Origin of the sequence: Candidatus Magnetobacterium casense (assembly GCF_000714715.1) — a bacterium.
GTDB classification, from domain to species: domain Bacteria; phylum Nitrospirota; class Thermodesulfovibrionia; order Thermodesulfovibrionales; family Magnetobacteriaceae; genus Magnetobacterium; species Magnetobacterium casense.
Genome location: NZ_JMFO01000001.1, coordinates 190,473 through 205,383 on the forward strand (window position 1 = coordinate 190,473; position 14,911 = coordinate 205,383).

Consider the following 14,911-nt stretch of genomic DNA (forward strand, 5'->3'; position numbering starts at 1 on the left):
CTCCTTCTTTTCTTCTATTTTCTTGTATTGCACGCAATCGAAACTCGCTGTTAAAATTTATGCCCTATAATTTTTAAGCATAGCCAGTTGTGTCTTGAGGTCTCTGACGTGTTCTTTTGTGAATGTCTTGTCCTTGTAATAGAGGCGCTCAAATTCGAGGACGAAGACTGTTGCCGGTGTTCTCAGTTCCTCTTCCCGGATGGTCTGTACGAACTCCTCAAGTCCCTGAGATGGCAGGCGCTCATATCCATAGCCCTTGAGTGTGCCGGTGAAAGACTTGATCAACCTGACTTCCACAGACCTGCGATTTCGCAGCAGGCGGTACAGCTTAAACAAAACGAGCAGCGTGGCAACACTGCCAATGGCGATAACGGCCGGCTTGAGCCTGTGAAACGAAAGATTCAGCCCCTTCAGGCGTGTGCTGTGGTATATCTTCTGAAACAGGGATAACTGCTTATCAAGGTTATAGTTGATGACCATGGAGTTCCACAGGTAGTTGATAGAGTCAAAGAGGAGCCTGAGCTTCATGAACATTTTTTTGTCATCGGCAGCCATGTCCACGGAGTTTGCGGCAGTGGCGTCAAGCCTGACCCAGCCGGTGTCCTTGAGGTAGGCCTCGACCCAGACGTGGGCGTTTTTCTGGAGCACTATGTAGTACCCTCCAACGGCATTGTAAAGACCGCCCTTGTATCCGCCGACGACGTTGGCAGAGATACCCGATGCACGAAGCATCACGGCAAGGGCGGAGGCAAAGTACTCACAGTTGCCATACTTGTGCTTAAATAGAAAGTCCACCAGGGGGGTGGAACTCTGTGGCAGTTTCTCTGTCGAATACTTGTACTGACCATCGCGCAGATACCCCACAAGTGAGGCCATTGCCTCTTTTTTGTTCATCCCGGCGGTGAGCGTCTTTGTCAACGCTAGTATATCGGGCGATAAATCATCAGGTAGTTGCAGGAATCTTGTTTCGTCGTCTTTTACGCCATAGTCGCGCACCGGTAGGATGGATACAACATCGTAGCGCACCTTTGACTTTATGTCATCGGGGGCCATTACGACAAAGTTCTGGTAGAGGGTTCTGTGGCGATGGTAGACAATGATTGGTTTATCGAGGGTGAACATGTACTTGTTGCCGTAGGGTTCGAGGTATATAGTCTGTCTGACCATTCTGCCCTTGATGGGCATGTTGTTTAGCGCCCAGACAGGCTCCTGCTCCGTAGCCTCCCAGGAGGTTCCGTCAAAGTGGTCAAAGACGATACCGCGCCAGTAGAGGTGTTCCCTGCCGAGGGGTTCCATCTGTGCCCTGAATATGATGCTTGAGTCCAACTGTATGTTTGATACGTCACCCAGGAGGACGTTGTCTGCAAAACCTGCCCGCCCCACGGATGCCCGGCCCAAAAAACCGAGAAAATGAAAGTTCGTCCTGGGCAGCACCATAAATATCAACGCCGTAAGCGGTACCGACATCAGCGGAATCAACATCGAACGGCTTATTATCTTATACAGGGCATCCCTGTCCAACCGCAGAGACGGAGACTCCGTGTGATAGGTCAGGAGCACTACGGAGATTGAGACAAGGAAAAAGATCAGTATGAAAAACACCAGAAAGATAAAGTCTATGGATAACAGCGCAGAACCGGTAAGCAGAAACACGCTGATCATATATATCTGCATGTAATCCCTGAACTTCTTTTCCTCCATGAACTTGATTGCCAAGAGTATGGCAAGGGTTTCAACCGTAGGTTCGAGCAGGTCTTCGGCATAGACGCGATACAGGGAGAGCACTATTACCGTTACCGACAAGGCGTTGACCACCCACCGGGGGACAAAGTATCCCTTGACGTACTCCAGGTACACCGACAGGGCCATCAGGGCTATGAAAAGTGCGCTGTAGACCAACCCGATATAACGACAGACGGACAGATACGCAAAGGTTGCAACCACATACGTTACGACCTTCAGGAGGCGTTCTACCTCGATTTGGCTATGTCCCTTAAAATATGACGTTATGGTCATATAAGCTCCTGCTCATAATTCGGGCAAAGAGAAAGAAAGGGGCGGTTTGTGGCAGGGGTGCGCCCCCCTTCAGAACCCCCCGCAAGGGGAGGGGCGAGCCGCCCCGGGCACAAAGAAGTCCCCTTGACCCCATAATGCTCAACTCTAAGTTTTATATAAAAACTTTTATCCATATCCTTAATTTACAGTCTTTTTTGGTTACGGACGCTAAAGTGCATCTCTTCTTCAAGCATTTGGGTGATAACATCCGGTTGAACGGGGGGACTGAATATTGGCCCCTGTACTTCGTTACACCTGATGGTGCGCAGGAACTCCAGTTGGTCCAGGGTCTCCACTCCCTCGGCTATGACCCGGAGGTTGAGTGTATGGGCAAAGGCAACTATGGCCCGCGCAATGGCTGAATAATCGGCGTCAGTGACGATTCTCTGTACCAGCGTCTTATCCATTTTAAGGGCATCTATAGGGAAGCGCTTGAGGTAACACAGGGAGGAGTGTCCGGTTCCAAAGTCGTCAATGGTTATATTAAACCCTTCATCCTTAAGCCTCCAGAGCACCTTGATCGACTCATCGAGGTCCCACATCAGTGTATCTTCGGTCAGTTCAATTTCCAGGTTGGCAGGTTCAACGGCGCTGTCCTTAATGGTCTTCGTGATAATCTCCAGTATCTGTCTGTGTTTGAACTGACTGCCCAGGAGCTTGACGGCCATCCGGATGTGATTGAAACCCTCTGCCATCCACAGTCTGTTCTGCCTGCAGACCTTTCTGAGCATCCAACTGCCCAGGGGTACTGTAAGGGCTGCCTCTTCGGCCACTGCTATAAACTCCGATGGGGATATGTCACCCATCTCAGGCGTGTGCCACCGTAAAATCCCCTCCATGCCCTTAATCTGTCCCGAGTATATGTCAACGTGGGGTTGATACAGCACGTCAAGACCGTCTCTGTCAAGTGCCTTGCGCAGGAGGTTCTCTATGCCAAGACGTCTTATGGCCTTTTCATTCATGCTGGGGCAATAGAACCGGTAATCGTTTTTGCCATGGGTCTTGACCTGATACATTGCTATATCGGCGTACTTAAGCAGGGTTGCCGTGTTATCTGAATCGGTTGGGAAGATACTGATACCGATGCTGACTCCGACAGAGCACTCATGGTCATTGAGATAAAACGGTTCAGACAGCGCCCGGATTATCTTCTTTGCCACATTTGTAACGGCTACGCTGTTGCTTACGTTGTTGATGATGATCGCAAACTCATCCCCTCCCATACGGGCCACCGTGTCGGAGCGACGGATACAGCGTCCCAGGCGGACTGCCGTCTCCTGGAGCAGCAGGTCTCCCACGTCGTGGCCCAGGGTGTCGTTTATCGTCTTAAACCTGTCAAGGTCCAAAAACAACACGGCCAGCTTCTTGCCGCTGCGTAGGGCCTGCTCCATGGCCTGAGTCAGACGGTCGTTAAACAACATGCGGTTGGGGATGTTGGTCAGCACGTCAAAGTGTGCCAATTGTTGCAGGCGTTGTTGTGTTTCGTTTCTGACAATGGCGTTGATAAATATGTCGCCTGCCATCTTTATGAGCATGATGTCTTCTTCGCTCCATGCTCTTTCATCGGTGGTTGTAGCAAACCACAAAAATCCTGCCACCTTGCCGCCACAGGCCATCGGCACTACGACCGTTGACTTAATGCCCATAAGCATTAGCGCCTGTTGCTCGGTCTGCGAAGACACCTGCGGCATCGAGCTTAACGCAAAAAAATCCCCCTTTTTGACCATCCCCATAAGCCACGGAAACCGCCGCCGTGTCATCCTTTTCACCAGCCCAAGGCACGGCTTGACACCATGGGCAGTCCATTCATGCACGTAGGTTGCCACGGCCACATCAGCCATTTCGCTGATAAACACGTACCCCCTGTCCACCGACAGAAACCTGCCAATCATGCCAATGGTTGCATTGATTTCGTCAAAGAGGGCATCGGCTGCAACTTTTATGAACCGGGTTGATATTTCGGCCTTGAACCTGTCTATCTCTATGTGACGGCGCAGGGCAAGTTCCACGATCCTGTTGTCCGTCACATCCCTGGACGTCAGGGCGTATCCCACCTGGCTTCCGTTGCCATTGTGGAGGGCCGATACCTTCGACTCGATATAGCGGATGTTCTTGCCTCGTACCTGCTTGTAGGCATACATGAAGCTCCCCGTGGTTCTGACGGCCTTTATCCCGGCATCAAACCACGCCATGTCCACCCCCCGGCTGTTATGGATGTCTATGACCGACTTGCCAATCAGCTCACCTGCCTTACACCCAAAGAGGTGCTCCCCCACCCGGTTACAGTAGGTTATGACAAACTGCAAATCAGTCGCCACTATTGAAATGTCTATCGATGAACTGAGTATATCGCCAAGTAAATCAGTCTGTTCCATTTTTAAGTCAGTCCTTAGTCTTTTAGTGTACCCGTGACTTTAGTATAGCATATTTCCGATAAGCAAAGTTCATTGACAACATTTTATCCAGGGCAATCTCATCTGACCATTAAGAGAAAAGAAAGGGGTGACTCCACCGTGTCATTTCAGTGTATAATTTAAGAACATACCGTATAAACGATAAAAACATCTGATGAAAAAATATCTTGACATTTGATTTTGATGATAAGATTGTGTTAGACTTAAACTGTAATGTTGGTGTAAAGTTAAAAATTGATACAATGGGAAGGGCTATCGCAAAATCCAAACTGGCGATTTTGCCTATAAAGAAGGGAGGCAATGATGGATATCGATGAGAAAGACGGTGATTTTCGTAGTACAGAGCAGTTTAGTGAGCGCAGACTCGAGATTGAACATTACTACATTGGCAACAGAAGACCTGATAGCATAGTAGGGTGTCTGGTAAGAGACAAGGGAATGCCGGTGGACGAGCTTGTTGAAGGGTTAAATAGGTTTGTGCAAAATGCCGAGCTTTTCTTGGGGAATGTAGAACGATAGCATAGATAGACATAAAACAATGAAACATCGCTTTGTTGTTTTATGTCTTTTGTTTGTCTTAGGGGGTATATTGTGGAAAATATTGAGACGTATGTTAGTGGGGGAGTTGGAAATACAGCCCTGCGAATTATATTGTTAAAAACAATTACCGGATATGAAACAAACGTATACAATGAATATGCCAATTTTTTAAACGTATATCAGAATATCGGTATAAAAAATTGGTGTGGATATAAAATATTTGGTGAGTATGATTTATGCTTTATTATTGAGAGGGAGAATTTAGACCATGACGTGATGTACTCGGGAACAATAGAAGGTATAACCTACAGTACTGAAATCTTATGTTATTCCTATAATGAGTATAAACCTGAAGAGTTTTATTACCGATGTAGCAAATTTCCACTGATATCTATAAGTATAGTCAAGTTTGATCCGGCTATTTTAAAAAATAAAGGGCGTATTGGTGCTGAAACCGAGTATCTACAAAAAATCAACAAACAAAAAGATTTGTATAGTTTCGGTAGTTTTGGATGGGGCGAATATGTTCTTATCTACCCAGCGGCAACATTTAATACCATTTATTCAACGTTCATAAGAGATACCTTTATTTCTAATACCCATGCGTGTATGTGTACCATCAAGTCATTTTCTATGTTAGGTGTAAATGGTAAACTACTTTTTTTGCAGAAAAATGATAATGGGAAAAAGTCACTCGATATAGAGCGAATCAAAACATTGCTTTATGAAAACCTGAACGAGAAGATTAAACAAGAAGACGGTTTTTTCCCATCGTTTTATGTTTCATGTAATCCGATGGAAATAGAGCTACTCTGTAGACGTCTACATAAGGTTCTGTTATCTAATGATATATATATAGGCGATAATGATAACATTGTAGCGTTTGGTGTACATGATTTTATTGTAGACATAAAAGAAAGTACCTGGAACAATTTTTTATTGAGTATTTTACAGTTTCGTGAAGAAAGCAAAGAGTTAATATTTGGAACATATATTCGGCTGAAAAAAGTGCATAGAATACCACATCCTACAAACGAATCATCTGACGATAATAAAAAGATCATTCCAAATAAAGTTATTGTAGAACTCTCACAAAATGACGTAAATGAAATAGCCAAACTGGGTCATCCTACCCAAGAAACGATTGTCAGCACTATCTATACTTTCAACCAATATTTGCAAAACGATATGTTATATGATTCTGTCGAAGACCTTGTTAAGTATGTCAAAAAGATGAAGGACAAGGCAATCGAACCTGAATCTCTTGATGAGGAAGCTACTCAAAACTTAAAATACTTAGAAGAAATGCCCGATCTGATAAAATCAGCTTGCAATCAAAGACTAGCCGGATATTTATTACAAGAAGCAGGTGAGGATTTTTCGCCTTTTAAAGGTGGCAAACAGATGCTTATAAAGGCAATTACTACCCTGTGTGTTGATATTATAGAAGGCATTGGAATTAGGAATTGGGTAGGTTTTGTTTCTATTGGAAGAGATAATGTTTATTCTCATTTTTATGATACATTAAGTATTCCTGTAAACGCAGTATTTCATGTTGATAGATATTTTGGTGTCTTTCATGAAATAGGACATTTGTTTTTACTGAAAAACAATATATTCATAAGAGATATGACTAAAAACGATAAAGCTAAAGATATCACTAAGGATAGTGAAATAAAATATACACAAACTGTGGAAGAAATATGGTGTGATCTTTTTGCCCTAAAATGTGGATTCTTAAAAAAACTTGAATTATTCATGTACTCTTTTATACCATATATAGGTGATCTTTTATCCAAACAGTGCTGCGATAAATACTCTGTTATAGAGCATGGATTACGACTTATGGGAACAATAGAATATCAAAATAGACATTCTCGTGTTATACAAGGAATAGAAGAAGATAATGTATACTTAAAAGACTATTTGTCTCATTTTAAAAAGCCACGTTATGATGAAGATTTTCTTAAGAATGAAATATTGAAACGCTATAGAGAATCAAAATCATTCTACGATCAGACATTTAAATGGTATAATGACATTGAAAAAGCATACGAATTGGAAAAATATGTTTCTGATAGAATTACTCTATCCCACCAGATAGAGATAACAGAGCTGTTGAACGGAATAGTGGTTAAAAACATAGAATATCCTCATCTTGTAATCATTAAATTGCTTAAACATAAATATGACAATAAAATAGAAGAATTATCATTTAGCACTAATGTTGCTACCATTTTATCATTTGTCAACTCTCACTATGAAAAAGTGAAGACAAAGAACATAAAGGATAAAGATAAAATCTTAAGTCTGTTAAGAAATCAGGACTCAAATGAATTAATAATTGCTGAAATTCTAAAAATACTCTATCAAACAGATACTGAAGTTCTATATACTTCTCTGTCAAATGAGGATGAAGTGATGTCATCGCTCATTAATCAAGATAGTACCAAAAGAGTGCAGTTAGAAGAATTAGCAGATAAATTACTAAAACTGACATACGACATCGGAGTCGCCATAATAGCATGTAAGTTGTTCGAGTGGTTAGGTAAGTAGTCGGTAGGAAAGGTCTATTCCCTCAGGATAGTTTACAATAGCAGGTACGGGCAACGTAAACAATGAGATATTGCGGTACAACATGAGGAAGGGTCTCCGACGTGCAACGGGATAGCGTCAATCTGCTGAGGGAGCTGTACGCTGCTGCGGTGGAGGCTGTATCTCCGTATGGGACGGTGGTTGGGCACGCCGACTACTTGCGCCGCATGTTTTACGCAGGAGGCTTCAGGAGGTTGTACGTGGCGGCCATCGGCAAGTCGGCATACGGGATGGCCAGGGCCATTGAAGATACACTCGCTGACATCCTGGCAGGCGGTGTGGCGATCACCAAGTATGGTCACGTTGACATCCACCCTCTTGGCAAGATAAGGGTCTTTGAAGCAGCCCATCCCACCCCCGACAAACACGGCCTGGAGGCAACACGATACCTACTTGGTCTTGCACGCGGACTGGATAAACAGACACTGTTGCTGTGTTTGCTGTCAGGGGGCGGATCGGCGCTCTTTGTCTGCCCTCCCGATGGCGTAACCCTCCAGGACAAGCAAACGACTACCAGGCTGCTCCTAAATGCCGGGGCCAATATAGCGGAGCTTAACGCAGTCAGAAAACACCTCTCCCTCGTTAAGGGCGGACAGTTTGCGATGATGGCCTATCCTGCCAGGATTGTGTCGCTGATTATCTCCGACTGTGTGGGCGACCCGCTGGACGTTATAGCCTCCGGCCCAACTGCCGCAGATACAACCACGTTTGCAGACGCCTTGGACGTGTTCAGGAGATACGAACTCACACACCAACTGCCGGCATCCGTTGTGAACCACCTGCTGGAGGGACAGAGCGGCCTGCATCCCGATACCCCCAAAGACGGCGATGCGGTACTCAGGGGCGTTGAAAACATCATCGTTGCCAACAACCTCAAGGCCCTCAACGCCGCACACACAAGGGCAACCATCATGGGTAATGACGCACGGATACTGACCGATTCGCTCACCGGAGAGGCACGTACCGTTGCCCGGTGGCTGGCCTCGCAGCTCAGACAACAGCAACGTCCCACCACCAGCCCCCTGTGTCTGATCAGCGGCGGTGAGACCACGGTTACCGTCAGGGGCAACGGCACCGGCGGCAGAAACATGGAACTGGCACTGGCATTTGCTATTGAGATCGAGGGGCTTGATGGCGTCACACTCCTGTCAGCCGGCACCGATGGCACCGATTGTGTGGACAGTGCCGCAGGGGCCTTCGTCGATGGTTATACCACCATAAGGGCAAAAAACATGGGCTTGGACCCCCTACAATACCTCAACAACAACGACTCCTACAACTTCTTCCACCGACTCGGAGACCTGTTTGTAACCGGCCCGACACAGACCAACGTTATGGATATACAGTTAATCAAGCAACTACCTGACATATAACAAAAAAAAGCCCTCCGTGCAGGAGATTTGCACGAGATTCATAATATTATAAGGAGACATAACATGGCTATGCTGACGATAAAAGAGGCCAGGAGCCGGGGTGAGATGCTGCAATTTATCAGATTCCCCCTGAGGCTGTATAAAGACGACCCGTATTACTCTCCGCAGTTGACACGGGACTTGCAGGTGGAGTTTTCAAAAAAGAACCCGTTTTTCAGATTCAGCAAGGTCAGGTTTTTCCTGCTCTACAGCGGCAAGGAAATAGCGGGTCGTGTGGTGTCGATAGTGAATCGCCGCCACCTGGAGAGACACAACGATGGTGTTGGCTTCTTCGGGTTCTATGAATCCGTGGATGATACCGCCGTGGCCACTGGGCTCCTTGACGTTGTGCAGGAGGAGCTAAGGGGTAGCGGTCTTGGGATAATGCGCGGGCCTATGAACTTCTCAACAAATGAGGAGTGCGGCTTTTTGATCGACGGCTTTGATACCCCACCTATGCTCATGACGCCCCACAATCCACCCTACTACAAGACGCTCATGGAGGGGTGCGGGATGTTAAAGGTCAAGGACCTCTACGCCTATGCCAAGGAGGTCCCCCCCGACGGTCCCCCTCAGAAGGTCAACCGTGTTGCCGACATCGCTCAAAAACGCGGTATCACCGTCAGGTCTATCAACATGAAGGATTATAAAAACGAACTGTTACGCTTTAAGGATATCTATAACAGTTCATGGGCAGATAACTGGGGATTTATCCCCTTTGACGATGCCGAGTTTGATTTTATGAGCGGCAAGTTAAAACAAATAGTGGTCCCGGACCTGGTGCTTATCGCTCAGGCAGGGGAGGAGGTCATTGGATTGCTGGGGCTATTTCCTGACTTTAACTTCGTCCTCAGAAAGATGCACGGCAAACTAACCCCAATAACACTGCTGTCGGCGCTATATTACTCCAGAAAGATCACGGGTGTACGGCTGATGCTCTTTGGTGTCAAGCCGCAGTACAGATTCAAGGGCGTTGATGCACTGATGACCAGGGAGATATTCCGCAGGGCATGGGAGGGTGGCTACAAACTGTCTGAGTTCTCATGGATACTGGAGGACAACGAACCGATCAAGAAGATCATTGAGCTGGTTGAGGGGAGGCTCTACAAGACATACAGGATATACGAAAGACCAATATGAAGATATTACACTCACTTACACGATGACGGTATCCGGTATGGTACAACCGTTAAATTCCGAGGCATAGGACGTAGTATACGCCCCGGCGGAGAGTATGAGCACAAGGTCGCCCACCTGTGGTTCAGCCAGTGAGACGTTTCTGTCGATCACGTCAAAGCTGTCACAGCTTGGTCCGGCCAGAATCCAGTCTTTTATGGTGCCGGTACCGGGCGTTGTCTCAACTACATACGTGTACCTGATCCCGCCAACGCTCTCCATCAGACCGTTAAAGACCCCCACGTCAATATAGAGCCACTTGCCGTCAAGCCTGTCCGCCTTTCCCGTGACACTGGCCACGATAACGCCCGCATCCCCGACAACCACTCTGCCAGGTTCGATAAAAACCGCCACATCATCGGCAAACCGCTCCCTGATAAGGACGTCGATGTGTCTTTCGATGGTGTCAATGGCCAGTGCGTCCCTGGTGTACTTCACCGGATAGCCGCCGCCAATGTTGAGCAGCGACAGGGACATGCCGGCCTCCTGTGCCCGTGTATACAACAGACGCGCCTTATCGAGGGCTATGTTCCAGTTGTAGATGTTGTTACACTGTGAGCCAACATGAAAGGTAATGCCGCATGGTTCCAATCCACGGCTTTTGGCATACAGCAACAACCGCAAGGCATCGTCTATTTCGACCCCAAACTTCTTGCTCAACGGCCACTCGCTACCCTCATTGGGAATGGAGAGCCGAACGTACACGCTGCATCCGCCACAGTAACGTGCCAGCTTGTCAACCTCCGTGCCGGAGTCAAAGGCATAGTGCCTTATGCCGTAATCTGCCGCCTGCCTGATAAACGCCACGGTCTTGACAGGATTGGACGATATGATCCGCTCCGGGCTGACCCCCAACTGCGCCAACACCCGCAACTCGCCATCAGAGGATATCTCGAATCCACCGCCTAAGCCATCTATCAGCCTCAAAACCTCAACTGCAGGATTGGCCTTAACGGCATAAAACACCCTGCTGTTTCTTACCCTGCTGCCAAGCAGACCAAGATTTCTGACAACCCGCTCGCCATTGACTACAAGACAGGGCGTCTTGACCACCCCGGAGTCTATGTAGTTAAAGACCTTCAATAAGGTTGACTTGTCAACTATCCTTGCAACAGACGGCTCTATCTTAAATGTCTTTACCACTGCGTCATTATTATAACAAATTAAGGCTCTATGGGGTGTATAAAATTTTTATGCAACATCAGCACGTTTTACCGTAGCGTGTTGTTTCGTATAGATTTTAGATGAGGCAATTGGGACCATTGTAAAAAATATCCCATTTACGTTAAACTAAACACGGTAAAGGTTCTTATAACAATACAATTACACAGGCAATAAAACAGTATAAGGAAGACGAAGATGATTGAAGCTATAGATACATACCATGAACCAGGCAAAGGAAGGGGTCAAGGGGTGTTGCTGCTCGTGCTCCAGGTGATACTGCTTCTTTCGTGTACGAGGGAGATTCGGTATACCGAGGACGAAATAAGCGGGTTCAGCCCTAAGGCCAGGGAACATATCAGAAACGGTGAGATAGCCTTTTTCATGGCGCCGGAGGAGGTCAGATTTGCCATCGGCTCTCCTACCGACATATTGGTGCTGCCGCCAACATACGATGGCAAGGAGCGCGTACAATGGATTTATAAGAAGTGGGGAGGGGTTATTACGACAAACCTCGTGTTTGTAGATAACAAACTAATGGAAATCACAAGCAATGACCAAAATCTAAAGAGAAGATGAAATCTAAAGAAATAAGAGACAGTTTTCTGCAATACTTCCAAAGCAGGGAGCATGAACTCGTAAAGAGCGCCGCCCTGCTGCCAAAGGGCGACCCAACATTGCTGTTTACCAACGCCGGGATGGTGCAGTTTAAGAACTATTTTCTCGGCGCAGACACGCCCCCCTACACAAAGGCCGTCTCCTGCCAGAAGTGCATGAGGGCAGGGGGAAAACAGAGCGATATTGAAAACGTCGGTTTCACGGCAAGACACCATACGCTATTTGAGATGCTTGGCAACTTCTCCTTCGGGGACTATTTTAAGCGCGATGCCATTGTCTATGCCTGGGAACTCCTCACGCAGTGGTTTAAGCTTCCTATAGATAAGCTCTACGCCTCCGTCTACGAGGACGACGACGAGGCTGCCGACCTGTGGGTGCAACACACGTCCATCGCACCGGAGCGGATCAGACGCCTGGGGGCAAAGGACAACTTCTGGCAGATGGGCGACACTGGCCCCTGCGGTCCATGTTCGGAAATCATCATCGACCAGGGCGCCCATATGGGGTGTGGCAAACCCAATTGCAACGTGGGCTGTGACTGCGACCGATACCTCGAACTATGGAACCTCGTTTTTATGCAGTACGAAAAGGACTCCAACGGCACCCTCACTCCGCTGCCAAGGCCAAGCATCGATACCGGCATGGGCCTTGAACGCATAGCGGCGGTGATGCAACAAAAGTCCTCCAACTTTGATACCGATATCTTTGCCCCAATCATCGGGGCTATCAGCACTGGCACTGGCATCCCCTACGGTAACAACAAACGACATGACTCCTCCATACGCGTGGTGGCAGACCATATCCGTTGCCTGACCTTTCTGTTGAGCGAAGGCCTCCTGCCCGCCAACGATGGCCGCGGCTATGTCCTCAGACGGATAATCCGCCGCGCCAGCAGACATACAAGGGTTCTGGGGATGGACAGGGCATTCCTCTACAGCCTTGTGCCAGCCGTAATCGAGGCAATGGGCGAGGTCTACTCAGAAATTACTATAAACAGTAGCCGTTCGCAAGATATCCTCAAGAGCGAAGAAGAACGCTTCTTCAGAACCCTCCAAAAGGGTTCCGAAATCATAGACGACCTGATCAATTCCCTGCGGACATCAAATCAGGACGTTCTCCCAGGTGGTGAGGTCTTTCGCCTGTACGACACCTACGGATTCCCCCTGGAGTTGAGTGTGGAAATCGCCCGGGAAAACGGCATGACCGTCGATGAGGCAGGCTTTGCGCAGGAGATGGAAAGACAAAAGACCCGCGGGAAGGCCTCCTGGACCGAGGAGGGTCACGGACTGTCGGCACTGATGACGTCCCTGTACAACAGCGTTGCAAAGATAAACGGTGAGACCTGCTTCCTCGGCTATGAGCTTCTGGAATCGGAGGCCGAGGTGCGTTGTCTGTTGCGGGAGTCCGAAAACGTCGATGCCCTCCTTGTAGGACAGCAGGGCGAGGCCATCCTTGACAAGACCCCCTTCTATGGCGAGTCCGGCGGACAGGCCGGTGACACCGGGATTATCACAACAGATGACGCCCTCATCGAGGTAACGGATACCAAAAAGACCCCGAACAACCTCATCATCCACAAGGTGGTGGTTAAGCGTGGGCAGATACGCCTCGCTGACAGGGTTGTCTGTCGCCTCAACGAACAGGACAGACTCGCCACGATGAAAAACCACAGCGCCACTCACCTGCTCCACGCCGCCCTGAGAAACCTCCTGGGGGAACACGTCAAGCAGGCAGGCTCTCTGGTATCTCCAACGCGCCTGAGGTTTGACTTCACACACTTCTACCAACTCAGCGCCGCCGACAAGGACGCCATCGAGGACATGGTCAACGAAAAGGTCATGGACAACATCGGAATTAACACACACCTGATGGACCTCAAGGATGCGATATCCTATGGGGCAACGGCGCTCTTTGATGAGAAGTACGGTGACATGGTACGCGTTGTTGAGATGGGTGACTTCAGCAAGGAGCTTTGTGGCGGCACCCACTGCACAGCCAGTGGCGAAATCGGGCCGTTTGTCATCGTCTCCGAGGCCAGCATTGCATCGGGCGTGCGCAGGATCGAGGCGCTGACAGGAAAACAGGCATTGACTCATATAAGAAAAAACACCCAACAGCTACATGCCATTGCACAGACCCTCAAGACGGACAATCCCCTGGATAAGGCTGTAATCCTGTCGCAACATGCCAGGGAACTTGAAAAAGAACTGGATCAACTAAAACACAAGGCAATGGCCAACGAAACGTCAACGTACCTCAGCGGGATCGTTGAGATCGACGGAGTCAAGACGCTTGTAGTCAGAAAGGACGGCTTTAATCAAAAAGAACTACGGGATTTTGCCGATTTCCTTAAAGGAAAACTGGGCAGTGCCATTATACTGGTGGCTTCGACCCTCGATGATCAAACGAACTTCCTCTGCATGGTGGCAAAGGACCTGACCGCCAGATTTGACGCCGGCAGGTTGTTAAAGGTCGTTTTATCGGCAGCCGATGGCAGGGGCGGGGGCAAGAAGGATATGGCCCAGGGTGGTACCAGGCAAAACGAAAAGGTCAATGATGCCTTAACCAAGATATATGACGCAATAAAAAAGGAGGCTACGTAAGTGATACTGAATTCGTTAAAAAATGCCATGTTTGCAGCACTTGGCGCACAGGAGATGGTAATGGAGCTGGTAGACAAGCTGGTGCAAAGGGGGCAGCTCAGTGAGGCACAGGGGGTGAAGTTGGTCAAAGAGTGGACCGACAAGATCAATCAAACCGGCACGGATATATCCTTAAATTTGGTTGACGTGGTGCACAAGACCCTAGAGAGGATGAGCCTGCCAACTAAAGAAGACGTCGATGCCCTTGCCAAAAAAGTGAACTTCCTCACAGCGAGGGTCGGCGAACTCGAAGACATAATACAACGCCTTACCGCAAAAGATACCAAAGACGTATAGA

General features: G+C 48.0%; 10 protein-coding genes. 7 read left to right on the forward strand and 3 right to left on the reverse strand.

Annotated elements, in window-relative coordinates; all coding sequences use genetic code 11:
• Nucleotides 1-57 precede the first annotated feature (57 nt).
• Nucleotides 58-2,016 carry a transglutaminase TgpA family protein gene (locus tag Mcas_RS15960; RefSeq protein WP_052566649.1) on the reverse strand — a complete coding sequence of 653 codons (1,959 nt, stop codon included), beginning with the start codon at nucleotides 2,014-2,016 and terminating at the stop codon, nucleotides 58-60.
• A gap of 182 nt (nucleotides 2,017-2,198) precedes the next feature.
• Nucleotides 2,199-4,430, reverse strand: coding sequence for an EAL domain-containing protein (locus Mcas_RS15965; RefSeq protein ID WP_052566650.1), 2,232 nt, complete (start codon nucleotides 4,428-4,430; stop codon nucleotides 2,199-2,201).
• 339 nt (nucleotides 4,431-4,769) lie between these two features.
• Here Mcas_RS15965 and Mcas_RS00865 point away from each other — a divergent pair, with 339 nt between their 5' ends.
• The 4 genes from Mcas_RS00865 (at nucleotide 4,770) to Mcas_RS00880 (ending at nucleotide 10,156) form a co-directional block, all read left to right on the forward strand.
• Nucleotides 4,770-4,988, forward strand: coding sequence for a hypothetical protein (locus Mcas_RS00865; RefSeq protein ID WP_040333421.1), 219 nt, complete (start codon nucleotides 4,770-4,772; stop codon nucleotides 4,986-4,988).
• Between the two features lie 72 nt (nucleotides 4,989-5,060).
• Nucleotides 5,061-7,565 (forward strand): hypothetical protein, encoded by a 2,505-nt coding sequence (locus Mcas_RS00870; protein WP_040333423.1) that lies wholly within the window; start codon nucleotides 5,061-5,063, stop codon nucleotides 7,563-7,565.
• A gap of 101 nt (nucleotides 7,566-7,666) precedes the next feature.
• Nucleotides 7,667-8,977: a glycerate kinase type-2 family protein gene (locus Mcas_RS00875; RefSeq protein ID WP_052566651.1), complete on the forward strand. Its 1,311-nt coding sequence runs from the start codon at nucleotides 7,667-7,669 to the stop codon at nucleotides 8,975-8,977.
• Nucleotides 8,978-9,040: 63 nt separating this feature from the next.
• Nucleotides 9,041-10,156, forward strand: a complete 1,116-nt coding sequence (locus Mcas_RS00880) for a hypothetical protein (RefSeq protein ID WP_040333425.1) — start codon at nucleotides 9,041-9,043, stop codon at nucleotides 10,154-10,156.
• 15 nt (nucleotides 10,157-10,171) lie between these two features.
• Here the strand turns inward: Mcas_RS00880 and Mcas_RS00885 are convergent, their stop codons facing one another.
• Nucleotides 10,172-11,335, reverse strand: coding sequence for a type III PLP-dependent enzyme (locus Mcas_RS00885; protein ID WP_235203261.1), 1,164 nt, complete (start codon nucleotides 11,333-11,335; stop codon nucleotides 10,172-10,174).
• A gap of 216 nt (nucleotides 11,336-11,551) precedes the next feature.
• Between Mcas_RS00885 and Mcas_RS00890 the strand changes: the two genes are divergently transcribed.
• The 3 genes from Mcas_RS00890 to Mcas_RS00900 are packed head-to-tail and all read left to right on the forward strand — an operon-like array spanning nucleotide 11,552 to nucleotide 14,910.
• Nucleotides 11,552-11,932, forward strand: a complete 381-nt coding sequence (locus Mcas_RS00890; RefSeq protein ID WP_040333427.1) for a hypothetical protein — start codon at nucleotides 11,552-11,554, stop codon at nucleotides 11,930-11,932.
• Entirely contained in the window at nucleotides 11,929-14,574 is a 2,646-nt protein-coding gene (gene alaS, locus Mcas_RS00895; RefSeq protein ID WP_040333429.1) for an alanine--tRNA ligase, read from the forward strand. The genes Mcas_RS00890 and alaS overlap by 4 nt, the downstream gene beginning before the upstream one ends.
• Nucleotides 14,575-14,910, forward strand: a complete 336-nt coding sequence (locus Mcas_RS00900; RefSeq protein ID WP_040333431.1) for a phasin family protein — start codon at nucleotides 14,575-14,577, stop codon at nucleotides 14,908-14,910.
• Nucleotide 14,911 lies beyond the last annotated feature (1 nt).